Below are 21,432 nucleotides of genomic sequence, written 5' to 3' on the forward strand. Positions count from 1 at the left end.
AAGAAGAACGGCGAGGGCGCCCCTCCGCTCCGGCGGACGGGCGCCCTCGGCGCACCGTTCGGCGCGTGACCCGGCGCACCCGGGATCAGCGCCCGAGCCGCGCGTTGGTGTGCCGGGTGGGCTCCGCGGCCGCCGGGTCCTCCGGCCACGGATGCTTCGGATAACGCCCGCGCAGCTCCGCGCGCACGCCCCGGTAGCCGTCCCGCCAGAACGAGGCGAGGTCGGCCGTGACGGCGGCGGGCCGCCCGGCCGGCGAGAGCAGGTGCACCAGCAGCGGCACCCCCGCCACGGCCGGCGTCTCCCGCAGCCCGAACATCTCCTGAAGCTTCACGGCGAGGACCGGCCGCTCCGGATCCCGGTAGTCGATCCGGATCCTGGACCCGCTCGGCACGGTGATCCGCTCCGGCGCCAGCTCGTCCAGCCGGGCCGCGTCCCCGCTCGCCCACGGCAGCAGCCGCGCCAGCGCCTGCCCGGCGTCGATCCGCCCGAGATCCGCCCGCCGCCGGGCCCGGCCGAGCTCCGGCTCCAGCCACTCGTCCACGCGCGCGTGCAGCGCCTCGTCCGACACCTCCGGCCAGGGCTCACCCGCATGCACCCGCAGGAACGCCAGCCGCTGCCGCAGCGCCGTCGCCTCCGGCGACCAGCGCAGCAGACCCAGCCCCTCGTCCCGCAGCCCGTCCAGCAGGGCCGCACGCACGAGCGCCGGATCGGGCTCCTTCAGCGGCCGCACGGCCAGCTCCACGGCCCCCAGACGTTCGACATGCCGGGCCACGACGTCCCCGCCGGCCCAGCGCACCTCGTCCCGCTCCCCGAGGAGCGCACCGGCGGCGGCCCGGGCCACTTCCTCGGAGACGGCCGCACCGAGCCGCACACGCGCGTGACCCTTCCCCGCGGCCCGGTCGGCGACGGCGACGACGATCCAGGGCGCACCACCCAGCGCCGACCCCTCACCCAGCTCCGCCCGGGTCCCGGAGGCCATGAGATACGAACCGCCGTCGAGCCTCGCCACCCGCTCCGGAAACGCCAGAGCGACGGTCGGCCCTACCAGCCCGTCCGCCCCGGTCCCCGAGCCCGGAGCGGCCCCGGCACCCACACGCGTCCCGTGATCACCGGCGGCCGGCGCAGCGGACTCCGCCGAGACGGCCCGCAGCCGCCGCACCTCCGCGGCCCACCGGCCCGCGTACGCGTCACCGCCGCGCCGGGCGCGCCGCAGCGCCCCGGCGAGATCGTCCCCGTACTCCCGCGGCACCTCCTCGGACAGCAGGGCGACCGCCTCAGCGCCCCTGCCCCCGGTGTCCAGCAGGGCCCGCCCCAGCCGCGGATGCACCCCCAGCCGGCCCAGCCGCACCCCGAGCCCGGTGACCCGCCCCGCCGTATCGACCGCGCCCACGGCCGTCAGCACCTCCCGCGCCGCCGCCATCGCGCCACCCGGCGGCGGATCGAGCAACGCCAGCCCCGAGGCGTCGGGATCACCCCAGCAGGCCGCCTGAAGGGCGAACGCCGTCAGGTCGGCCACCTTGATCTCCGGCGCCGGGAAAGCCGTCAGCCGGCCGTCCTCCGCCTCCGTCCAGCACCGGTACACCACACCCGGCGCCTCACGTCCGGCCCGCCCCGCCCGCTGCCGCCCGGCGGCACGCGACGCCCGCACCGTCACCAGCCCGCTCAGCCCGCGCGCGTGATCCACCCGAGGCTCCCGCGCGAGACCCGAGTCCACCACCACCCGCACCCCGGGCACCGTCAGCGACGACTCCGCCACCGACGTCGCCAGCACCACCCGGCGCCGCTCCCCGGGCACCAGCACCGCGTCCTGCACGGCGGCCGGCGCCCTGCCGTGCACCTGCAGCACGTCCACCGCGCCCAGGCCCCCGAGCTGCCCGGCCACCCGCGCGATCTCACCCACGCCGGGCAGGAAGCACAGCACGTCCCCCTCACGCTCCGCCAGCGCCCGCCGCACCACCGAGGCCACATGGGCGAGCAGCGCCGGATCCACCCGCATCCCGTGCGGCGGCCGCACCGGCCGCGCCGAAGGCGCCCACACGACCTCGACCGGATGCGCGACGCCCGCCGCCTCGACCACCGGCGCCCCGCCCAGCAGCCGCGCCCACCCCTGGGCGTCCGTGGTCGCCGACGCGGCCACCAGACGCAGCTCCGGGCGCAACGCCTGCCGCACGTCCCACAGGAACGCGGCCACCGTGTCGGCGTCCAGATGCCGCTCATGGCACTCGTCGAGCACCACAACGTCGACGCCCGCCAGCTCCTGGTCCCGCTGCAGCCGCTGCAGCAGCACCCCCGTGGTCACGACCTCCACGCGCGTGTTCCGCCCCACGGCCCGCTCGCCGCGCACCGTGTAGCCGACGCTCTCGCCGGTCCGCTCGCCGAGCAGCCACGCCATCCGCCGGGCCGCCGCCCGCGCCGCGATCCGCCGCGGCTCGGCCACCACGACACGCCGCGCGGGCCCGCCACCGGCCAGCCCCGCCAGCACGAGCGGCACCAGCGTCGTCTTGCCGGTGCCGGGCGGCGCCACCAGGACGGCGGTGCCGTCCGCGTCCAGGGCGTCGGTCAGAGCGGGCAGGGCGGCCCGCACGGGCAGCACGTCCAGGGCGTCGTAACGGATCACGCCCCCAGTGTCGTACGCCGGCGAAAACGCCCTCCACACGCGTGCGTGCGGGGACAACGCCTCTCCGCGCGCGTACGGGCACGCACGCGCGCGGAGACGAACGGAGACGAACGCCGTCCTCAGTCCCGCTCGCACACGAAGATCGCCGTGCCCGGGATCAGGTTCCCGCGCAACGGGGACCAGCCGCCCCACTCCGAGGTGTTCCACGCCGGCCACTCCGGCTCCACCAGGTCCACCAGGCGCAGACCCGAGGCCACGACGTCCCGGACCCGGTCCCCGAGCGTCCTGTGGTGCTCGACGTACACCGCCCGGCCCTGCTCGTCCTGCTCCACATAGGGCGTGCGGTCGAAGTAGGAGGCGGACACCGACAGCCCCTCCGGGCCGGGCTCGTCCGGGAAGGCCCAGCGGATCGGGTGCGTCACCGAGAAGACGAACCGGCCTCCCGGCCGCAGCACCCGGCGCACCTCGCGCAGCACCAGCCGCGGATCGGCGACGAACGGCAGCGCCCCGTACGCGGAGCACGCCAGGTCGAAGGAACCGTCCGCGAACGGCAGCGCGCCGGCATCGGCGCAGACCAGCGGAATCGCGCCGCCGATCCGCAGCGAGTGCTGGAGCTGGCGGTGCGAGAGGTCCAGGGCCACCGGCCGGGCGCCCTGGGCGGCCAGCCAGCGCGAGCACTGGGCGGCGCCCGCACCGATCTCCAGGACCTCCTTGCCCTTCAGCTCCTCCGGCGGGCCCAGCAGCTCCGCCTCCACCTCGTCCAGGCCCTCCGGACCCCACACGAAGCGGTCGTCGCCGAGAAAGGTCCCGTGCTCGATCTGGTACTCGTCCGCGTTGCGGTCCCACCAGCCCCGGTTGGCCCGGCTGCTCTCCGCGACCCCGGCGTCACGCCGGGTGGCTTCCGCCTCGAACCCGTCCGGGTCGGGCTGTTCCGGCTCTTGGATGATCGGCTCCCTCGTCGTACTCTTCCGTCCAACCCGCCGGGCGCGACACGGGGGGACGAAGGCCCGTGTGGCCTCGCGGGACGTTTCCTGTGCCGGTTATGCGGCGATCCGCCCCGGGTGTGCGCCTTCGCGCATTGACCATGCCCGGCTGCCCCCGTATGCTACAAGTTGCGCTGCGGGCCTGCGCACCTCAGACGTAGCAGGCTGCGCTCGCATCTGTTGTATGTCCCCTCGGTTGTCGAGGCGCCATCACCAGTTCCTGGTGGGGCGCTTCCTTGGCTGTCCGGCTTCTGCAGAGCGATACGGGCTCCCGGCGTAGCAGTACCTACGACTTCAATGTCCGTACCGGAGCCCTTTCCCACATGACGAGCAGCACCGAGACCACCGCCACCACCCCGCAGGTTGCGGTCAACGACATCGGTAACGAGGAAGCCTTCCTCGCCGCGATCGACGAGACGATCAAGTACTTCAACGACGGCGACATCGTCGACGGCGTCATCGTGAAGGTCGACCGGGACGAGGTCCTGCTCGACATCGGTTACAAGACCGAAGGTGTCATCCCGAGCCGCGAGCTCTCGATCAAGCACGACGTCGACCCGAACGAGGTCGTCGCCGTCGGTGACGAGATCGAGGCCCTGGTCCTCCAGAAGGAGGACAAGGAAGGCCGCCTGATCCTCTCGAAGAAGCGCGCCCAGTACGAGCGTGCCTGGGGCACCATCGAGAAGATCAAGGAAGAGGACGGCATCGTCACCGGTACCGTCATCGAGGTCGTCAAGGGTGGTCTCATCCTCGACATCGGCCTCCGCGGCTTCCTCCCGGCCTCCCTGGTCGAGATGCGCCGTGTCCGCGACCTCCAGCCCTACGTGGGCAAGGAGCTCGAGGCCAAGATCATCGAGCTGGACAAGAACCGCAACAACGTGGTCCTGTCCCGCCGTGCCTGGCTCGAGCAGACCCAGTCCGAGGTCCGCCAGACGTTCCTCACGACCCTCCAGAAGGGTCAGGTCCGCTCCGGCGTCGTCTCCTCGATCGTCAACTTCGGTGCCTTCGTGGACCTGGGTGGCGTCGACGGTCTGGTCCACGTTTCCGAGCTGTCCTGGAAGCACATCGACCACCCGTCCGAGGTCGTCGAGGTCGGCCAGGAGGTCACCGTCGAGGTCCTCGACGTCGACATGGACCGCGAGCGCGTCTCCCTGTCGCTGAAGGCGACCCAGGAAGACCCGTGGCAGCAGTTCGCCCGCACCCACCAGATCGGCCAGGTCGTGCCCGGCAAGGTCACGAAGCTGGTTCCGTTCGGTGCGTTCGTCCGCGTGGACGAGGGCATCGAGGGTCTGGTCCACATCTCCGAGCTGGCCGAGCGCCACGTGGAGATCCCGGAGCAGGTCGTCCAGGTCAACGACGAGATCTTCGTCAAGGTCATCGACATCGACCTCGAGCGTCGTCGCATCAGCCTCTCGCTGAAGCAGGCCAACGAGTCCTTCGGTGCCGACCCGGCCTCGGTCGAGTTCGACCCGACCCTGTACGGCATGGCCGCGTCCTACGACGACCAGGGCAACTACATCTACCCCGAGGGCTTCGACCCCGAGACCAACGACTGGCTCGAGGGCTACGAGAAGCAGCGCGAGGAGTGGGAGCGCCAGTACGCCGAGGCGCAGTCCCGCTTCGAGCAGCACCAGCAGCAGGTCATCAAGTCCCGCGAGGCCGACGCTGCCGCTGCCGCCGAGGGTGGCGAGGCTGCCGCTCCGGCCGCGTCGGGTGGCGGTTCGTACTCCTCCGAGGGTGCGGACACCTCCGGTGCCCTCGCCTCGGACGAGGCGCTGGCCGCGCTGCGCGAGAAGCTGGCCGGAGGCCAGAGCTGATCACCAGCCGCTAGGGCTCAGCGATAGCCACTGAGGGGCCGCACCTTTCGAGGTGCGGCCCTTCAGCGTTTTCCGGGGCGCGTCCGCCGCTTCCCCACCCCGGGGCCGTCACGCGCCGCCCGCCCACCACGGGCCCGGCGCGGCCGCTCACGCCGTTCCCCACGCTCCCCGTACCGGACGGGCTGACGGCGCGTCACGACGACGGACGGGAGATGCCTGATCAGAGCCGTGACCCGGGAATGCCCACGCTCCAGGGCGCGTTGTCCATGGGGAACACGAGGAGGAGCGGTCACAGTGCTTGATCCGCAGGGTTTGTACGCATGGGAGCCGAAGGGCCTCGCCGTGGTCGACATGGCACTCGCCCAGGAGTCGGCCGGACTTGTCATGCTCTACCACTTCGACGGATACATTGACGCGGGTGAGACCGGCGACCAGATCGTCGACCGGCTCCTCGACTCTCTGCCCCACCAGCTCGTGGCACGTTTCGACCACGACCGGCTCGTGGACTACCGGGCCCGCCGGCCGCTGCTGACCTTCACCCGGGACCGCTGGTCCGACTACGAGGTACCGGCCATCGAGGTCCACCTCGTCCAGGACGCCACCGGCGCCCCCTTCCTGCTGCTGTCCGGCCCCGAACCCGACATCGAGTGGGAACGGTTCGCGGCAGCCGTACGGCAGATCGTGGAACGGCTCGGCGTCCGCATGTCCGTGAACTTCCACGGCATCCCCATGGGCGTCCCGCACACCCGCCCCGTGGGCCTCACCCCCCACGGCAACCGCACCGACCTGGTCCCGGGACACCGCAGCCCCTTCGAGGAGGCCCAGGTACCCGGCAGCGCCGAAGCGCTCGTGGAGTACCGCCTCATGGAAGCCGGCCACGACGTCCTCGGCGTCGCCGCCCACGTCCCGCACTACATCGCCCGCTCCCCGTACCCGGACGCTGCGCTCACCGTCCTGGAAGCCGTCACGGCCGCCACCGGCCTGGTACTGCCCGGCGTCGCGCACGCCCTTCGCACGGAGGCCCACCGCACACAGACGGAGATCGACCGGCAGATCCAGGAGGGCGACGAGGAACTGACGGCACTCGTCCAGGGACTCGAGCACCAGTACGACGCCGCCGCGGGCGCCGAGACCCGGGGCAACATGCTCGCCGAACCCGTCGACATCCCCTCCGCCGACGAGATCGGACTCGAGTTCGAACGCTTCCTGGCGGAGCGCGAAGGAGAGAACTGAAGCCACCGCCCGCCACCGCCCCTCCGCACGGCCCACACCGCGAGCGGCTCCGCCGGCGGCAGGGCCTAAGCTTCCGCTCATGCTGAAAGTAGGCCTGACCGGCGGGATCGGCGCCGGCAAGAGCGAGGTGTCACGGCTGCTCGTGGAGCACGGAGCGGTACTGATCGACGCCGACCGCATCGCACGCGAGGCCGTGGCACCCGGAACACCCGGGCTCGCGGCCGTCGTCGACGCCTTCGGCACGGACATCCTCGCCCCCGACGGCAGCCTGGACCGGCCCCGGCTCGGCTCCATCGTCTTCGCCGACCCCGAAAAACTGGCCGTCCTCAACGCGATCGTGCACCCCCTCGTCGGAGCCCGCTCCCGCGAACTGGAAGCGGCCGCGGCCGACGACGCCGTCGTCGTCCACGACGTCCCCCTGCTCACCGAGAACGGGCTGGCACCCCTGTACGACCTCGTGATCGTCGTCGACGCCGGCCCCGCCACCCAGCTCGACCGGCTGGTACGACTGCGCGGCATGACCGAGGACGACGCACGCGCCCGCATGGCCGCACAGGCGACCCGCGAACAGCGCCGGGAGATCGCCGACATCGTGATCGACAACGACGTACCGCTGGACGCGCTGAGAGAACGCGTGACCGAGGTCTGGAACGACCTCGTACGCCGGGCACGCGAGCCCCGGACGGCAACCGCGGACGGCGGCCCGGAGCGGGGCGGCACGGAATAGCGGACCCCTCCGGCGCGTTTAACCGCTCCAGCAAGGGAAGGACTCTGCCGTGCCCGAGACCAGTGGTTCGACCGGACGTACTCCGGAGACGCATGTCATCGACTTCCGCGCGGCCGAACAACTGCTCAACGCGCGGGACCCGCGAGGCGCGGTAAAACTCCTCGACGGCGTCGTCGCCGCACACCCCGAGAACACCGCCGCCCGGCTGCTGCGCGCACGCGCCTTCTTCGCGGCCGCGCAACTGCGCCCCGCCGAGCTGGAATTCACCATCGTGCTGGAACGCGAACCGGACAACGCCTTCGCACACTTCGCGCTCGCCCGCACCTACGAACGCCAGGGCCGCCCCGACCAGGCCAAACGCCACTTCCGGCTGGCCGCCGCACTCGACCCCAACCCCGAGTACCTCAAGGCCGCCCGCTTCGACTCCTGACCCCGGCGAAATCCCGCGGCTCCCGTCACGGGTGCCGGGGCCGCCGCGGATACCGCGGGCCCCCTTCCGGCGGCCGGTACGGAGGGACGTCCGGCCCCGGCTGGTAGTGCGGACCCTGCCGCAGATGCCTGATGATCACGGCCATGTCCACCGTGGCCACCAGCCACAGCACCCCACAGGCCGCCGCCCAGCCAGGACGCCCGACCAGCGAGAACGCCGCCGTACCGAAGATCGCCCAGACGACCCCCCACAGGCTCAGCCAGAACCGCGCCCGCAGAGCACTGCGCGCGGTCACCGGCTCACTGCCCGTACGCATCCGGATCACCACTCCTGACTGCAACGTACTCTTCCGTAAGGACGCGACCAAGGGGGTCACCGCTTGCTGCCCGACGCCGACGAACTCGCCGAGGAACTGCTCGACCTGGCGGTACCCCACGAGGACATCAACGACCTCGTACGCATGGGCCGCCGCGTACGCGACGACCCGGAACTGCGGCAGTCGCTCGAGAACGCCGTCGCGGATCTCGTGCGCGACATGGGAGAGACCCACGGCGGCGCCGACCTGCCCGACCTCGACTGGCCATCGGGCGCGCTGCAACGCTGCTTCCCCGTCTACATCCTCGTCGCCGCCGTGCCGCACGTCCGCCGCCACCACCGGGAACGCGGCATCCCGGCCGACATCACCCGGCGCACCCTCGCCGACCTCGGCCGGAACATGACCACCCACCGCGCACGCCACGGCCTCGCCGGCGTCCAGGCACCGCGGTGGCTCACCCTGCACTTCCGCGGCGAGCTGTACCAACTGGGACGCCTGCAGTTCCAGCGGGCCACCCTCGGACAGCGCACCGGCGCGGCACTCGCGGCGGCAGGGCTGGACGTCACCCCGCAAACGCCCTGCCTGAACCTCCACATACCCGGCTTCGCCGGCCCGCTGTCACCGGCCGCCTGCGACCGCTCCCTGGCACTGGCCCGCGAGTTCTTCGCCCGCCACTACCCCGAGCAGCAGCCCCCGGCCGCCGTCTGCCACTCCTGGCTGCTCGACCCCCAGCTCAAGCGGTACCTGCCCGCGCACTCCAACATCGTCCGCTTCCAGGAACGCTTCCGCACCGCCCACCAGGACACCGAACCGGCCGACACCGAACCCGTCCGGTTCGTCTTCGGCGACCCGGACCTGCCATACGCCGACCTGCCACGGCGCACCTCCGTCGAACGGGCCATCGGCGACCACCTGAGGGCCGGAAACCACTGGTACGTCGGACACGGATGGTTCCCGTTCCCCAGTACCTGACTCGAACGAGTGAACCACCCCTCTCCCCGGAACGTCCCCTCCCACCCCGCCCGTTGTCCCGGCATGACAGTCGAAATGCGTGAGGGATACGAGGGAACAGGACCCGGTGCGATCACCCCGGACGGCTGCGCGGTCGAGCTCTACACGCGGCTCCCGGTCGGCGGCGAACCGGACATCATCGCGAACGCCGTGCCCGCCGGGGCACACATCCTCGAACTGGGCAGCGGAGTGGGCCGGGTGACCCACGCCCTGCTCGAACGCGGCTTCACGGTCACGGCCGTGGACGAGTCCGCCGCAATGCTCGCCCGCGTCCGCGGGGCACGCACGATATGCGAACCCATCGAAAAGCTCGATCTGGGCGAGAAGTTCGACGTGGTGATGCTCGCATCGTTCCTCGTGCACGCCGGTGACATCGCGGTCCGCCGGGGCCTGCTGCGCACCTGTGCCCGGCATGTGGCGGAGGGCGGCTGTGTACTCATCCAGCGGGAGGGCGAGGACTACCACTCCGACGTGCCGAGAGAGCGGGTCGACCCGAGCGGCTTCACCGTACGGATCGCGTCGGACGAACCGGCCGGCGACGGAGTGCGTTCGGTGCGCGCCGAGTACGTGTTCCCGGACGCGGTCTGGACGCAGACGTTCCTGAGCCGGCCCCTGACCAAGGAGCAGTTCGAGCAGGCTCTCGCGGAGGCGGGACTGGAGGTGGACACCTACCTGACCCCGGACCGGATATGGGTGAGGGCGGTACCGGTGGCGCGGCACCGATGAGTTCTGGGAGCGGGACCGGTCTACCTCTATGACAGCAACCGGGACCGCTTCACCCAGGAGACCAGCATGTCCGAGACCACCGCCCCCGTCACCTCCGGTGCCTCCCCGACCGCCCGCGGCCGCCTCGCCCGGGTCGCCCTGCGCTCGGTGCAGGTGCTGCTGGCCCTGTTCTACGGGATCGCGAGCGCGCTGCCCAAGCTCATCGCGCACCCGTCGGCCGTGGAGTCCTTCGACAAGATGGGCTGGGGCAGCGCGGGCATGTACGCCATAGGCGCACTCGAACTGGCCGGCGCCGTCGCGCTGTTGGTGCCGGTCCTGCAGTCGGTGGCGGCGATGACGCTGAGCGCGCTGATGGTGGGCGCGTTCATCGTCCAGCTCACCGTCTTCGACGGACAGTACGCGGCGACCCCGCTGATCCTGATCGTGCCGCTCGCCCTGATCGCCTGGACCCGGCGCGCCCACAACAGGGACCTGCTGGCACTGCTGCGGGGTGCGGGACGCCGGGCCTGACCCGAGCGGCGAACACGAACGGGGGAGGGGAGGGGGTGGGGGGAGGGCCCCGAGGGAGACGAACTCACCGCCCCCGTGAACGCCCGCCCGAGCCCCCGGCTCCGCTCGCCCCACCGCGTCCACCGGCGCCTTGCGCTCGTCCCGGACCACCGGCCCCACTAGGACCACCGGCTCCACCCGCACCACCGGCCCCGCTGAACCCGCCTGGTGCGCCTGGCCCGCCGAGTCCGCCCAGTCCGCGCAGCCGTTCCAGCTCGCGGCGGTCCCGCTTGGTGGGGCGGCCGGCGCCGCGGTCGCGGAGCCCCGCCGGAGCCACGGCCTCGCGGGGCGGCGGAGGCGGGGAGTTGTCGATGTAGCACTGGACGGCCACCGGGGCGCCGACGCGCTTGCGGATCAGCCGCTTGACGATCACGACGCGTTCCCGGCCCTCGTGCCGCAGGCGCACCTCGTCGCCCACGCGCACGGAGTAGGCGGGCTTCACCCGCTCCCCGTTGACGTGCACGTGCCCACCTCGGCAGGCGGTGGCGCCCAGGGAGCGGGTCTTGATCAGACGGACGGCCCAGATCCAGCTGTCGATCCGTACCGTCTCGCCCTTCCCCGGACCGGCCGCCTCCGCTGCGGCCACCGCGGCGGCGACCTTGGGATCGAGCGGCTGGGAGTCCACGGCTCCGGAGCCCTCGGCATCCCGGACGGGGGCCGGTTCGCCCGGCCCGCCGCTGTCACGGTGCACGTTCTCGTCCGCATCTTCGGAAGCCATGCCCCGACCCTAACTCCCCGGGCAGGGAGAGCCGGGCGGGTTTTTCGGCGGCGGCCCGCACCACGTACTTCCCTCCTCGCCAGGAACGGTGCGCAGGTTCCCCGAGGCGGCCGCCCGCGTTCCGCCGGTGTGGTTCGCGTGAACCGGACGGGCACATGACTGAACCGGACGGAAGCACGACGGGCATACGGTGGCGGCATGGACGACAGCAGCGACCTGGCCCGGCTCGACCGGCGCGTCGCGGAGTGCCGGGCCTGCCCCAGGCTCGTCGAATGGCGTGAGGAGGTGGCCCGGACCAAACGGGCCGCGTTCGCCGACTGGACGTACTGGGGGCGGCCGGTGCCCGGCTTCGGACCGCCGGACGCCCGGCTCGTGATCATCGGACTCGCCCCGGCGGCACACGGGGGCAACCGCACCGGCCGCATGTTCACCGGTGACCGCTCCGGCGACGTGCTGTACCAGGCGCTGTACGACGTGGGGCTGGCCTCGCAGCCCACCTCCGTGCGGGCCGGGGACGGCCTGGAACTGTACGGAGTCCGCGTCACCGCACCTGTGCACTGCGCCCCGCCCGCCAACAAGCCCACCCCCGCCGAGCGCGACACCTGCCGCCCCTGGCTGGTCCAGGAGCTGCGGCTGCTGCGGCCGACGCTCAGGGCCGCCGTCGTGCTCGGCGCCTTCGGCTGGCAGGCCGCGTTCCCCGCGTTCGCCGAGGCGGGCTGGCCGGTGCCCCGGCCGCGCCCCGCATTCGCCCACGGCACCCGGGTCGCCCTCGGCGGCCTGGACGTCTTCGGCTGCTTCCACGTCAGCCAGCGCAACACCTTCACCGGCCGGCTCACCGCCGAGATGCTCCGCGAGGTGCTGCGCACGGCCGCGGACACGGCCGGGCTGCCGTAACCGTTCCACCCGACTACCGGCTACCGGCACTCGGAGCCCCGCACCGGCGCCCCGCACCCGGCTCCCGGCAGCGCGTGACGCGCCCGCGCCCGCGCCACCAAGGCTCTCCGGAGGTCGCCGGCAGCCAGGTCCAGATCTCAGGGCCGCCACACGTACCGCACGTCCGGTTCCCGTTCCTCGTTGCCGCTGCCGTCCGTGTGCTCGACGGCGACGAAGCCGTGCCGTTCGTAGAAGCGGTGTGCGGGGGTGTTGACCTGGAAGGTCCACAGCGTCAGCCCTTGCGGACTGCGCTTCTTGGCGAGGGCGACGAACCGGTCCCCGAGACCGCGCCCCCGCCACCCGGGATCCAGATAGAGCTGGGACAGAAGGGCGTCGGCCAGGACCATCACGCCGACGATCCCGCTCCCTCCCGCCGTCTCCTCGGCGACCCAGGTCTCCCGCAGCGGTATCACCACGTCGTGGAAGTGGCCCCGTACGTCGTCGTCGGTGCGGGGCCGGACGACCGTGGGCAGGGCGGCGGCGAAGGACCGCAGCCAGACGTCGGCGGCCGCCCCCGCGTCGGCCGCCCCCGCCCGCCGCAGCACGATCCCGTCCCCGGACGTCACCGGCCCGCTCCCGCTTCCGGCACCACGGCCGTCGCCGTGATCTCCACCAGCTGTCCGGTGTAACCGAGGCAGGCGACACCGAGCAGCGTCGACGAGTGCGGTCCACGGCTCAGCCCCGAGGCCTCGACGACCTCCCACACCGCGGACAGCACGGAGGGCTCGCCGCTGACGACGTACACCTCCGTCTGCAGCACGTGCTCCAGGCCGCTGCCGACGGCGCGCAGCTGTTCCGACAGGTTGGCGATCACCTGCTCGGCCTGCCGCACCGGATCCCCGGGACCGACCACCTCACCCTTCTCGTCGAGCGGCACGGCCCCCGCCAGGAAGGCGAGCCTGGTGCCGGCCTCCACGACGGACGCATGCGAGTAGGTGGGCGGCGGGAACAGCGCGGGGGAGGTCACTCGCCGGATCATGGCGGCTCCTGAGGTGGTGGGCGGACAACCTCCCGATCATCCGAGGACCACCCGGCCCCGCGCACCCGAATTTCCGGCACGACGGCCGAGGCCCGGCGAGCGATGCCCTTCCCTGGGCAGCACCCCACCGGCGAACGTGCCACCCCGCATCCCGCGCGCCCGTTCACCGGAGCGAGCCCCCGGCCCTCGCTCCCCCGCCCCGGCCCTCACTCCCCGCCCCGCCCTCGCTCCCCGCCCCGCCCTCACGCCGCGCCCTTGCCCCGCCTGCCCTCGTCGGTCGGCTTCCGCCGAGTTGCGTTCATAAAGAAACCGCCTGATCCGGGCAGGTTTCACCTCGCCGAAACACCGTCGCCCCAGGCGTACGGGCTCGGCCCTTATCCTGGAAGCGCACCTCACCGCCCGGCCACTGTCGTCCGAAGGCCCGATCCGCCCTCGTATGGACAGGAGCCCCGTGTCGCGCCCCGCCGCACTGTCATTGCCGCCCTGGCTCGCGCACGCCCTGCGCACTCAGCGCGGGCCCGTCCCGTGGAGCGCGCTGACCCGGGGCGCGCTCGCCGCCGGGCCGCTGCTGCTCGCCGGGATGCTCGCGGGCCGGACCCCGCTGGGCGTCCTGGCCGCCATCGCCGCGATGCTCGCCGGCATCAACGACCGGCCCGGCAGCAGGCGGGCCTCCGTCAAGCGGCTCGGGGTGCCGGCGCTGGCCGGAACCCTCGGGCTGCTCGTGGGCACGTATGCCGGGCAGCAACTGTCCGCGGTGCCGCTGACCCTGCTCCTCACCGTGCTCGGACTGGCCGCCGGAGGCATCAGCGCGGTCGGACCGGTCGCTTCCGCCGCCGGCACGCAACTGCTCGTCACCGCCGCCGTCGGAGCCGGGACGCCGGCGGCCGGGAGCGGCTGGCAGCAGGTCCTGGCATTCCTCGCCGGAGCGGGCTGGCTGCTTCTGCTGCGCCTCGCCCTGCCCACGCCGGGCTCGCTCGCCGGTGACTTCCGGTTCGACGGTGAACGGACGGCGGTCGCCGATGTGTACGACGCCATCGCCGCCCTGCTGGCCGCCACGGGCAGCGGGAGCGCCACGGCCCGGCGGGCCGCGCTCACCGCCGCCCTCGACCACGCCCAGGACGCCCTCGCCGGGCCCCGGCTGCGGCGTCGGGCCAGTTCCGCCGCCGAGCGCCGGCTGCACGCCCAGTTCACCGCCGCGCTGCCCCTCGCAGAGGCCGCCACCGCCCTGGCCTGGGCGGGCGAGCCGGTCTCCGCCCGGGCGGCCGAGGGCCCCCGGCGGCTCGCCGCCGCCGTCCGCGGCAACACCGGCACCGGACCGCTGCCCGCCCCCAGCCGGTCGGCGCCCGCCCTGCGTGCCCTCGACGACGCCCTGCTGCGTGCCGCCGAGGCCTTCGACCGGGCCGGGGACGCCGAGCACTGGCTGCCCGCCCGGCGGCGGGGCGTCGGGGACGCCGTCCGGGCCGTGTTCGGCACCGGCGGCCGGGAGTACGGACTGCGTGTCGCCGTCTGCTTCGGGGCGAGCGCGGCCGTCGCCCAGGCGCTGCACGACGCCCGCTGGTACGGGCAGCACCAGCACTGGTACTGGCTGCCCGTCACGACCGTCTTCCTGGTCAAGCCCGACCTCGGGCCGCTCGCCTCCCGGGTGCTGTGCCGGGCCGCCGGGACCGTGCTGGGTGCCCTGGTGTTCGCCGGGTTCGCCGCGCTGCTGCCCCGTCCCGAGGGGCTGGTCGTCCTGGTGACGGTGTGCGGGGCGCTCGTCCCGCTCTCCACCCGGAACTTCGCCGCGCTGACCGCCGTCATCACCCCGCTGGTGCTCGCCCTGGTCATGATCGGCGGTGAGCCGCAGGCCTCGCTGGGCCGCATCGCCGAGACCCTGCTGGCCTGCGCGATCGTGCTGATCGTGGGACACCTGCCGATGCCCGGAAAGCGGGGCGGCGGGGTACGGGCCCGGCTCGACACCGCCGGGAGCGCCGCGCACGACTACCTGGTGCACGTCCTGAGCGAGTCCGGCGACCGCGCCGAACGGTGGGCGCTGCGCCGCGAGGCCTACCGCACCCTCGCCGAGGCCCGTACCGCGATCGCGGTCTCGGCCGCCGAGCTGCCCGCCCTGGCCCGCCACACGGAGGGCACGGACACCGTCGCCGTCGTCCTGGAACGCCTCGTGGACACCACCACGGCCTGCGCGGTGCACCTCGACGACACCGGGCGGCTCACTCCCCGGCACACCGGGCTGCTGCGCGACCTGCTCGGCGAGCTGGAGCGGCGCGAGGCGTGGGCCGCGCCGGCCGCCGCCGCATAGTCCCGGCCCGGATCCGACGGCACGGAAGGCGCGGGCCTCTCTGCCGCCGACAGGACGTGTGCCTGTCGGTCGCCGGGGGACGCCTGCCTCTGTCCCGCTGGGAGGACGCGTTCCTCCCGGCCGCGGGAAAGACGTGTGCCCTGTCGGCTGCCGGACGGCGTGGGTGTCCCGGTCGGTCGGCCGGCCGTGGGAAAAAATCTTCGCGGGCTCCGATGAGTTCCGCATCCGCCGGCGGTCACCACCCGGAACCGACTTGATACAGGCCGTAGGACAGGAGGGCCCATGTCGCTTCCGGAGATCGTCTCGCGTGAGCGGTGGCGCGCGGCACGGGAGGCGTTGCTGCTCAAGGAGGAGGCGGTTCGCAGAGCGCGGGAGGTGCTGAGCACCGAGCGGCGGCGGCTGCCCATGGTGGAGGTCGACCCGGAGTACGTGTTCGAGGGCGGCGACGGCAAGGCCACCCTCCTCGACCTGTTCGAGGGCCGGACCCAACTCGTCGTCCACCACTTCATGTTCGCCCCGGAGTGGCAGGCCGGCTGCCCCTGCTGCGCTGCCTTTCTCGACCAGGTCGGCCACCTCGCCCACCTGCACGCGCGCAACACCTCGTTCGCGGCCGTCTCCCGGGCACCTTTCACCCGGATCCTGCCGTTCAAGGCGCGCATGGGCTGGGCGGTGCCCTGGTACTCCTCCTGTCACGGCGAGTTCAACCGCGACTTCGAGGCGACCGTGGAGCGGGCCGGGGAACTCGTCGAACGGCCGGGGCTCAGCTGCTTCCTGCGGGACCGGGACCGGGTCTTCCACACCTACTCCGTCCACGACGACGGTCTGGACACGCTGGGCACCACCGCGGGCCTGCTCGATCTGACCGCGCTCGGCCGCGACCCGCTGGGCAGCGACCGGCTCCGGTACCACGACGAGTACGCGGACTGACCGACCCATGGATCCCGGGGGGCGACCGGCACGACGATCAGCGCGACGGCCGGTGCGACGCGCGGGGCTGACACGGAAAGCGCCGGACCCGTCGCCGAACGTACGGTTCGTGTCGCAAGGTGAACGGATTCTCACGGTCCGCGCTGAACGGGTGTCAACAATGTCTCAGTCGGGTCACTGAGCGAGGCGTTCGCCCTCCTCAGAGCGTTAACTCCTACGAGTACAACGCTTTCTGGAGGTGCGAGATGGTGAACGGGCGAACCGTGCTCGAACGCTTTCCCGCTGGTGGCCCGCGGGGGTCGTGGCCCGCGGAGGAGTTCGCGCACGCGCGGCGTCTCGAAGGCCTGCCCGCCGAGGTCGTGATGGACCTGGCGACGGACACGTTCCTGGTGATCGTGCGGGGCGGCGACGGCGTCGAGTGAGGCCGCTCAGGCCGGCTTCGGAGCCGGTACCTTCGCCGTGAACTGCTCGGCCTGCAACGCGTACAGCTCCGCGTAGACACCGCCCCTGGTCAGCAGTTCCTCCGGGGCGCCGGACTCCACCAGCCGTCCGTGCTCCAGTACGTGCACCAGGTCGGCGTGGCGGACCGAGGCCAGCCGGTGGGTGATCAGTACGACGGTCTGGCCGTTGCCCGCCAGCGCCCGGATCTTCTCGAACACCTCCAGCTCGGCCCGCGCGTCCAGGGCCGCCGTCGGTTCGTCCACGATCAGGATCCGCCCGCGCCGGTACGCTGCCCGGGCGATGCCCAGACGCTGCCACTGGCCGCCCGACAGCTCGTGGCCGCCGCTGAACTCGCGGGCGAGCAGGGTGTCCAGGCCGCGCGGCAGCTCCGCGACCACGTCCTCGGCGCCCGCCTCGGCGAGCGCCGTGGCCAGACGCTCCTCGGTCAGGGAAGCGGAGGGCCGTCCGATGGCCACGTTCACCCGGGCGGTGAACGGCCAGCGCTTGAAGTCCTGCGCCACCATCGCGACGCGCTCGGCGAGCAGCCGCCGGTCGGCGTCCGCCGCGTCGACGCCGTCCCACAGGATCCGGCCACGGTCCGGGGTGTAGAGACCCGCGAGCAGCTTGACGAGGGTCGTCTTGCCCGAGCCGTTCTCACCGACGAGCGCGATGATCCGGCCGAGGGGGAACGTGAGGGACACGTCGTCGAGGGCCGGGCGGGTCGAGTCACCCGGGTAGCTGAATGTGACGTGCTCGAACCGGATCTCCTCGGGCTCCTCCGGCAGCGGCCGGCCGCCGGCCGGGATGGCCCGCTCGGCGCCCTCGGCGTAGAGCCGCTGAAGATCGCCCACGAACAGGGCCTCCTCGTGCAACTCGTTGATCTCCAGCACCAGCGTGTCCAGGCTCGCCGCCCCGGTACGGATCGCGATCACCGCGGTGCCGGCCACGGCCAGCGCCATCGCGCCGGTCAGCAGCAGCGCGCCCAGCGTGGCGTACGTCGCGACGGTCGCGAGGCCGGTCCAGGCGGCCGCGATCAGGCCGGTCCGGGCGGCCAGCCGGGACAGCCGGGCCTGTTCGGCCTCCGCGGACTCCGACATGGACCGGTAGTGCCGCAGCAGGAACGGGCCGACGCCGTGCACCCGGATCTCCGGGGCCGCGGCCGGTTCGGTGAGCAGATGGCCGATCAGATGGCCGGCGCGGGAGTGCTGCACCCAGATGTGGAAGGACTCGTAGCGGCGGCGGGCGTTGGTCAGGGCGCTCCAGGCGCTGGGCAGGGTCATGGTGACCAGCAGCGGGAGCAGGGCAGGGTGCAGCACGGTGAGCACACCGGCGGCGGCGATCAGGGAGATCACCGCGTTGATCACCCGGGCTCCGTACATGATCATGCGGCGGGCGGACTGGGCGCCGTAACGGGCGGTGTCCAGCAGTTTGTGGAAGGCGTGGTCCTCGATCGCGGCCAGCTCCACGTTGGCCGCCCGCTCCAGGTACAGCTCGGTCGCCACCCGTTCCACCTTGGGCTCCAGCCGCCCGGTGGCATACGTGGAGGCCGCCCGCAGCAGCGCCGCGACCAGCATCATGGCGGCCACGACGGTCAGGGCCGGGACAGCGTCGCGCAGCCGCCGCTCGATGTCCGTTCCGGCGAGCAGCCTGCCGAGCGCGCTGTTCACGGCCAGCAGGCTCACCGCCTGGGCCACGCCCCGGGCGGCCTCGGCGGCCAGTACGGTCCGCGCGGCCCGCGGATCCGCCTGCCGGGCCAGCCGGAGGCTGGAGGCCAGCATGCCGGGCAGCCGGACCAGCATCGCCCGGAAACCCAGCTCCAGGAAGGCGTCGGCATGCTTGTTCCACCCCATGTCGTAGCGCAGCGGCCCGCCGAACAGCAGCCGCTCCGACGCCGAGACCTCAGGACCGGCCGCCGTACGCCTCTTCCGCACCAGGAACCTCCCCCGGGGTCACCGTGAACCGCTCCCGGCTCACCCCGAACCTCCGGCGGGCTCGCCGTGCGGCCCGCCTGGGCCATGGCCGGACGGGCACGGCCACTATCGCGGCCGGGGCCGGCGGTGGGGCAGGGCGCGGGCGGGGGTGCCGGGGGCGCGCGGGGAGCACGAGCGGGGGAGTGGTGGCTCGGTCCGGGAGGCGCGGGGGCGCGTGGGATGCCGGCGCCGGGTGGCTGCGAGCCGCGCCGGGCCAGGGACGGTGTCACGCCCGGGTCGGGTCGGTTTCCCTGGCCGCGTCAGGGAGCCTGCCGTGTCACGCCGGGACGGCTCGGGACCAGTCCGGGGTCGCGCCGGTCACCCGGCACAGGGCCAGGTACAGGGGGATCGGCGGGGTGTAGGGGACCGTTCCCTCGGGGCGGTGGATCAGACGGGCGGTGCCGGGGACGGGTGCGCCGGGGGCGTAGTGGGCGGGGACGGGCCAGGGGAGGGCGTAGTCGGAGTCCGACGGAACGATCCACCACCAGTGCGCTCCGTCGGCGTACACGCAGCCCACCCGGGGCAGCCGCGGGACGATCAGGGGTCCGAGGCGGTCCGGCACGGCGACGGCGTCACAGCCGAGCGGGGCCGTCATGCCCTCCGGGACCGCCGGGCGGCGGACCTGGCCCGGCAGCTGCCGGTGGCGTCCGAGACGGACCAGGGTGTCCAGGCCGAGCCGACGGCCGCAGTCGTCGGCGCCGCTCACAGGTGCTCCCAGGCCCGGTGCCGCTGCGCGGGCGCCCGGTGCCGGGCCTGCGCTTCCTCCTCGTCGCCGGGGCCGGGCGGCGGGCCGCCGGGCTTTGGGCGGGCGCCCCAGCCCAGGTCGTTGCGCGGTTCGGTGGTGTCGTGGGCCGCGTCGGTCTGGCGGGCCAGCTCGGCCCAGACCAGCAGCCCGGGCCCGTGTTCCTGGGCACCCCAGGCCCGGCACAGCGCGTCCACCAGGAGCAGTCCCCGCCCGTGCTCCTCGTCGGGGCGCTGCGGGGAGGGGTGGGGTTCGCCGGGTGCGCAGCCCTCGTCGTGCACGGCTATGCGCACCGTGTCGTCGTGGTCGTGCAGCTCGCACACGACACGGCTGCTCGCGGTGTGCACGATCGCGTTGGTGACCAGCTCGGATATGACCAGGGCCGCGGTGTCGCAGGTGTCTTCGCACACCGACCAGCCGGTCAGCCGGGCGCGCGCCAGACGTCTCGCCTGCGCGGCGGAACCCGGATGCGCGGCCAGCTCGAAGCGGAACCGCCGCGCGCCGACGCTCGCGTCACGGGTCGCCGTCTCACCCGCACTCGAACCTGCTCGAGCGGGGGAACCCCCATCGGCACCGGGACGCAGAGGGTCTGCGGCGGCGTCTGTTCCTAAGGGCGCGGACGGAATCACGCTTGCCACTATCTCCCCGGCGTGAACACTTGGCAAGTGTCACTCTGAAAAATGCAGAGTGCTGTGTGACTCGGTCGGCGGCCGTGGCACACTGCTCGCAACAGCACCTCGAGCGGCGCCAATTGGGACCATCGGCGATCCAGTGGATCTACGAACGAGTCTTCGAACGGCGCCGCAGGGCTGTCGGGAATCTTTTGCCGTAGCGGATCGTGCTGGAGGTGGAGCGTGAGCGAACCGCGGTCCGCGCCGACCGTGGGCCAGGTGGTCCTCGGCAGGCGCCTGCTGGACCTGCGGGAACGCGCCGGGCTGAAGCGCGAGGAAGCCGCCCGCGTCCTGCGCGTCGCCCCCGCCACCATCCGCCGGATGGAGATGGCCGAGGTCGCCCTCAAGATCCCGTACCTGCAACTGCTGCTGAAGGCCTACGGAGTACCCGACGACGAGGCCGAACTCTTCGTCCTGCTCGCGGAGGAGGCCAACCGGCCGGGGTGGTGGCAGCGGTTCCACGACATCCTGCCGGGCTGGTTCTCGATGTACGTCAGCCTCGAGGGTGCGGCCGGCCTCATCCGCTCCTACGAGCCGCACTTCGTCCCGGGCCTGCTGCAGACCGAGGACTACGCGCGCGGCGTGCTGAGGTCGGGTGCCATCGGCCAGACCAGCCCCGACGACATCGAGCGCCATGTCGCGCTGCGCATGCAGCGCCAGAACCTGCTCACCCGCCCCGACGCCCCCCGCTTCTGGGCGGTGATGGACGAGACCGCCCTGCGCCGCCAGGTCGGCGGTCCCGAGGTGATGCGCGCGCAGATCGACAAGTTGCTCAAGGCCACGAAGCTGCCCAATGTGACGCTCCAGGTCGCCCCGTTCACCAACGGGCCGCACCCGGGGACCTACGGGCCCTTCGTGCTCTTCCGGTTCGCCGTGCCCGAACTTCCGGACATGGTCTACAGCGAGTACCTGACCGGCGCGGTCTACCTGGACGCGCGCTCCGAGGTGGCGACCCACCTGGAGGTCATGGACCGCATGGCGGCGCAGGCCGCCACTGCACAACGTACGAAGGAGATCCTCCGGGATCTCCGCAAGGAGCTGTGAATGGACCGCATCACGCCACGCAGTCGCGTCTACAACGGCATGCCCGCGGGGGAGTTGGGCAGCGAGGGGTGGCACAAGCCCTGGAGCGGCGGCAACGGCGGGAACTGCCTGGAGGCGATGAAGCTCGCCGACGGCCGGATCGCCGTACGCCAGTCGACCGACCCCGACGGGCCCGCGCTGATCTACACCTCGGACGAGATGACCGCCTTCATCCAGGGCGCCAAGGCGGGGGTGGCCGACTTCCTGCTCTCCTGAACCACTGATGATTATTGTTTTTTACTCAACTTCCCTATTGTGAG

Annotated in this window: 22 protein-coding genes; 13 read left to right on the plus strand and 9 right to left on the minus strand. The window is 72.9% G+C overall.

The window, feature by feature from the left end; all coding sequences use genetic code 11:
• Positions 1–85: 85 nt before the first annotated feature.
• Complete coding sequence (gene hrpB / locus AB0924_RS28215) at positions 86–2,617, minus strand: ATP-dependent helicase HrpB (protein WP_366912873.1); 2,532 nt, start codon at positions 2,615–2,617, stop codon at positions 86–88.
• A gap of 119 nt (positions 2,618–2,736) precedes the next feature.
• Entirely contained in the window at positions 2,737–3,564 is an 828-nt protein-coding gene (locus tag AB0924_RS28220) for a class I SAM-dependent methyltransferase (RefSeq protein WP_358931304.1), read from the minus strand.
• Between the two features lie 359 nt (positions 3,565–3,923).
• Here AB0924_RS28220 and rpsA point away from each other — a divergent pair, with 359 nt between their 5' ends.
• The 4 genes from rpsA (at position 3,924) to AB0924_RS28240 (ending at position 7,807) form a co-directional block, all read left to right on the plus strand.
• A complete protein-coding gene (gene rpsA, locus AB0924_RS28225) occupies positions 3,924–5,417 on the plus strand; it encodes a 30S ribosomal protein S1 (protein WP_009322963.1) in 1,494 nt (497 codons plus the stop codon).
• A gap of 294 nt (positions 5,418–5,711) precedes the next feature.
• Positions 5,712–6,650, plus strand: coding sequence for a PAC2 family protein (locus tag AB0924_RS28230; RefSeq protein WP_358931231.1), 939 nt, complete (start codon positions 5,712–5,714; stop codon positions 6,648–6,650).
• 79 nt (positions 6,651–6,729) lie between these two features.
• Positions 6,730–7,377 carry a dephospho-CoA kinase gene (gene coaE / locus AB0924_RS28235; protein ID WP_358931233.1) on the plus strand — a complete coding sequence of 216 codons (648 nt, stop codon included), beginning with the start codon at positions 6,730–6,732 and terminating at the stop codon, positions 7,375–7,377.
• Positions 7,378–7,426: 49 nt separating this feature from the next.
• Complete coding sequence (locus tag AB0924_RS28240; protein WP_358931235.1) at positions 7,427–7,807, plus strand: tetratricopeptide repeat protein; 381 nt, start codon at positions 7,427–7,429, stop codon at positions 7,805–7,807.
• 25 nt (positions 7,808–7,832) lie between these two features.
• On the opposite strand, the gene AB0924_RS28245 is transcribed toward AB0924_RS28240, so the two are convergent.
• Entirely contained in the window at positions 7,833–8,123 is a 291-nt protein-coding gene (locus AB0924_RS28245; RefSeq protein ID WP_358931237.1) for a DUF6343 family protein, read from the minus strand.
• A gap of 63 nt (positions 8,124–8,186) precedes the next feature.
• Between AB0924_RS28245 and AB0924_RS28250 the strand changes: the two genes are divergently transcribed.
• From AB0924_RS28250 to AB0924_RS28260, 3 genes are all read left to right on the plus strand, one after another.
• Positions 8,187–9,095 (plus strand): acyltransferase domain-containing protein, encoded by a 909-nt coding sequence (locus AB0924_RS28250; protein ID WP_366912874.1) that lies wholly within the window; start codon positions 8,187–8,189, stop codon positions 9,093–9,095.
• A 75-nt stretch (positions 9,096–9,170) separates the two neighbouring features.
• Entirely contained in the window at positions 9,171–9,860 is a 690-nt protein-coding gene (locus AB0924_RS28255) for a class I SAM-dependent methyltransferase (RefSeq protein ID WP_366912875.1), read from the plus strand.
• A 66-nt stretch (positions 9,861–9,926) separates the two neighbouring features.
• Positions 9,927–10,370 (plus strand): DoxX family protein, encoded by a 444-nt coding sequence (locus AB0924_RS28260; protein WP_366912876.1) that lies wholly within the window; start codon positions 9,927–9,929, stop codon positions 10,368–10,370.
• Between the two features lie 64 nt (positions 10,371–10,434).
• Here AB0924_RS28260 and AB0924_RS28265 read toward each other — a convergent pair whose 3' ends face one another.
• A complete protein-coding gene (locus tag AB0924_RS28265) occupies positions 10,435–11,127 on the minus strand; it encodes an RNA-binding S4 domain-containing protein (protein WP_366912877.1) in 693 nt (230 codons plus the stop codon).
• A 198-nt stretch (positions 11,128–11,325) separates the two neighbouring features.
• Here AB0924_RS28265 and AB0924_RS28270 point away from each other — a divergent pair, with 198 nt between their 5' ends.
• On the plus strand, positions 11,326–12,021 hold the full coding sequence (locus AB0924_RS28270; protein ID WP_358931248.1) for a uracil-DNA glycosylase: 696 nt from the start codon (positions 11,326–11,328) through the stop codon (positions 12,019–12,021).
• A 137-nt stretch (positions 12,022–12,158) separates the two neighbouring features.
• Here AB0924_RS28270 and AB0924_RS28275 read toward each other — a convergent pair whose 3' ends face one another.
• Both AB0924_RS28275 and AB0924_RS28280 read right to left on the minus strand, forming a co-directional pair.
• The gene (locus AB0924_RS28275; RefSeq protein ID WP_358931250.1) at positions 12,159–12,626 is read right to left on the minus strand and encodes a GNAT family N-acetyltransferase; all 468 of its coding nucleotides are present in this window, start codon (positions 12,624–12,626) and stop codon (positions 12,159–12,161) included.
• Complete coding sequence (locus AB0924_RS28280) at positions 12,623–13,039, minus strand: RidA family protein (protein WP_366912878.1); 417 nt, start codon at positions 13,037–13,039, stop codon at positions 12,623–12,625. The genes AB0924_RS28275 and AB0924_RS28280 overlap by 4 nt, the downstream gene beginning before the upstream one ends.
• 436 nt (positions 13,040–13,475) lie before the next feature.
• On the opposite strand from AB0924_RS28280, the gene AB0924_RS28285 reads away from it, so the two are divergent.
• The 3 genes from AB0924_RS28285 (at position 13,476) to AB0924_RS28295 (ending at position 16,687) form a co-directional block, all read left to right on the plus strand.
• Complete coding sequence (locus AB0924_RS28285) at positions 13,476–15,338, plus strand: FUSC family protein (protein WP_358931255.1); 1,863 nt, start codon at positions 13,476–13,478, stop codon at positions 15,336–15,338.
• 282 nt (positions 15,339–15,620) lie between these two features.
• Complete coding sequence (locus AB0924_RS28290) at positions 15,621–16,265, plus strand: DUF899 domain-containing protein (protein WP_358931257.1); 645 nt, start codon at positions 15,621–15,623, stop codon at positions 16,263–16,265.
• 245 nt (positions 16,266–16,510) lie between these two features.
• Positions 16,511–16,687: a hypothetical protein gene (locus tag AB0924_RS28295; RefSeq protein ID WP_358931260.1), complete on the plus strand. Its 177-nt coding sequence runs from the start codon at positions 16,511–16,513 to the stop codon at positions 16,685–16,687.
• A 6-nt stretch (positions 16,688–16,693) separates the two neighbouring features.
• Here AB0924_RS28295 and AB0924_RS28300 read toward each other — a convergent pair whose 3' ends face one another.
• From AB0924_RS28300 to AB0924_RS28310, 3 genes are all read right to left on the minus strand, one after another.
• Positions 16,694–18,637, minus strand: a complete 1,944-nt coding sequence (locus tag AB0924_RS28300; RefSeq protein ID WP_358931262.1) for an ABC transporter ATP-binding protein — start codon at positions 18,635–18,637, stop codon at positions 16,694–16,696.
• A 316-nt stretch (positions 18,638–18,953) separates the two neighbouring features.
• A complete protein-coding gene (locus AB0924_RS28305; protein WP_358931264.1) occupies positions 18,954–19,382 on the minus strand; it encodes a hypothetical protein in 429 nt (142 codons plus the stop codon).
• Positions 19,379–20,056 (minus strand): ATP-binding protein, encoded by a 678-nt coding sequence (locus AB0924_RS28310; protein ID WP_358931266.1) that lies wholly within the window; start codon positions 20,054–20,056, stop codon positions 19,379–19,381. Before AB0924_RS28310 ends, AB0924_RS28305 begins: the two co-directional genes overlap by 4 nt.
• Positions 20,057–20,272: 216 nt before the next feature.
• On the opposite strand from AB0924_RS28310, the gene AB0924_RS28315 reads away from it, so the two are divergent.
• Both AB0924_RS28315 and AB0924_RS28320 read left to right on the plus strand, forming a co-directional pair.
• Complete coding sequence (locus AB0924_RS28315; RefSeq protein WP_358931268.1) at positions 20,273–21,133, plus strand: helix-turn-helix transcriptional regulator; 861 nt, start codon at positions 20,273–20,275, stop codon at positions 21,131–21,133.
• Positions 21,134–21,388, plus strand: a complete 255-nt coding sequence (locus tag AB0924_RS28320; protein ID WP_358931270.1) for a DUF397 domain-containing protein — start codon at positions 21,134–21,136, stop codon at positions 21,386–21,388. It begins immediately after the preceding gene.
• Positions 21,389–21,432 lie beyond the last annotated feature (44 nt).

The organism is Streptomyces sp. NPDC047869, from assembly GCF_040704065.1.
In the GTDB taxonomy this organism is placed as follows: domain Bacteria; phylum Actinomycetota; class Actinomycetes; order Streptomycetales; family Streptomycetaceae; genus Streptomyces.

Bases quoted from the DNA above. Each gene is read 5' to 3' on its own strand.
- AB0924_RS28260 (WP_366912876.1), top strand. From the start codon at position 9,927: ATGTCCGAGACCACCGCCCCCGTCACCTCCGGTGCCTCCCCGACCGCC.
- AB0924_RS28245 (WP_358931237.1), bottom strand. From the start codon at position 8,123: ATGCGTACGGGCAGTGAGCCGGTGACCGCGCGCAGTGCTCTGCGGGCG.
- AB0924_RS28290 (WP_358931257.1), top strand. From the start codon at position 15,621: ATGTCGCTTCCGGAGATCGTCTCGCGTGAGCGGTGGCGCGCGGCACGG.
- AB0924_RS28285 (WP_358931255.1), top strand. From the start codon at position 13,476: ATGGACAGGAGCCCCGTGTCGCGCCCCGCCGCACTGTCATTGCCGCCC.
- AB0924_RS28270 (WP_358931248.1), top strand. From the start codon at position 11,326: ATGGACGACAGCAGCGACCTGGCCCGGCTCGACCGGCGCGTCGCGGAG.
- coaE (WP_358931233.1), top strand. From the start codon at position 6,730: ATGCTGAAAGTAGGCCTGACCGGCGGGATCGGCGCCGGCAAGAGCGAG.
- AB0924_RS28320 (WP_358931270.1), top strand. From the start codon at position 21,134: ATGGACCGCATCACGCCACGCAGTCGCGTCTACAACGGCATGCCCGCG.
- AB0924_RS28265 (WP_366912877.1), bottom strand. From the start codon at position 11,127: ATGGCTTCCGAAGATGCGGACGAGAACGTGCACCGTGACAGCGGCGGG.
- AB0924_RS28280 (WP_366912878.1), bottom strand. From the start codon at position 13,039: ATGATCCGGCGAGTGACCTCCCCCGCGCTGTTCCCGCCGCCCACCTAC.
- AB0924_RS28255 (WP_366912875.1), top strand. From the start codon at position 9,171: ATGCGTGAGGGATACGAGGGAACAGGACCCGGTGCGATCACCCCGGAC.
- rpsA (WP_009322963.1), top strand. From the start codon at position 3,924: ATGACGAGCAGCACCGAGACCACCGCCACCACCCCGCAGGTTGCGGTC.
- AB0924_RS28295 (WP_358931260.1), top strand. From the start codon at position 16,511: ATGGTGAACGGGCGAACCGTGCTCGAACGCTTTCCCGCTGGTGGCCCG.